Below are 417 nucleotides of genomic sequence, written 5' to 3' on the forward strand. Positions count from 1 at the left end.
TCGAATTTCGGCACGTGTCGGCGGTTTCGTCCCGCACGGAGCCTCGATTAGGCCGTCAATCCACTTTTTGTGGCACGCAAGGCTCTCCTTTCGTGTCATGCCCTTGAGGGAAAACGGATTTCCCCAGCGCGAGGGACGGCCAATGTACACATCATACTCTTCCTTGTGATTTCGCACAAGAGGGTGGTTCATATGCTCAGTTTCCAGTCGTTCACATCTTTTAGCGCTTCGAGAAATGTTTGCACGTCCTCATCCTCGACGCGCAGGTCTGCGTAGACCTGATCCAGTCGCTGTGCCCGCACGACGCCGGGCAAATCCAGCAAGCTCTTGATACGTTCGATCGACGGTATACATTGGCGCTGATATTTGACAACGAAATTCAAAGTGTTCTCCCAACGGAAAAGAGGGACCTAAGTC

At 52.8% G+C, this 417-nt stretch carries 2 protein-coding genes; both read right to left on the minus strand.

Annotated elements, in window-relative coordinates; translation table 11 throughout:
* Window positions 1-192 (minus strand): DUF4326 domain-containing protein (locus AC1RO3_RS08695; protein ID WP_481764032.1); only part of this gene is annotated, 192 nt, incomplete at its 3' end.
* A complete protein-coding gene (locus AC1RO3_RS08700) occupies window positions 189-383 on the minus strand; it encodes a hypothetical protein (RefSeq protein WP_481764033.1) in 195 nt (64 codons plus the stop codon). The genes AC1RO3_RS08695 and AC1RO3_RS08700, both read right to left, overlap by 4 nt.
* Window positions 384-417: the final 34 nt, after the last annotated feature.

Source organism: Dellaglioa sp. CoH-57-MRSF-19 (assembly GCF_056781975.1).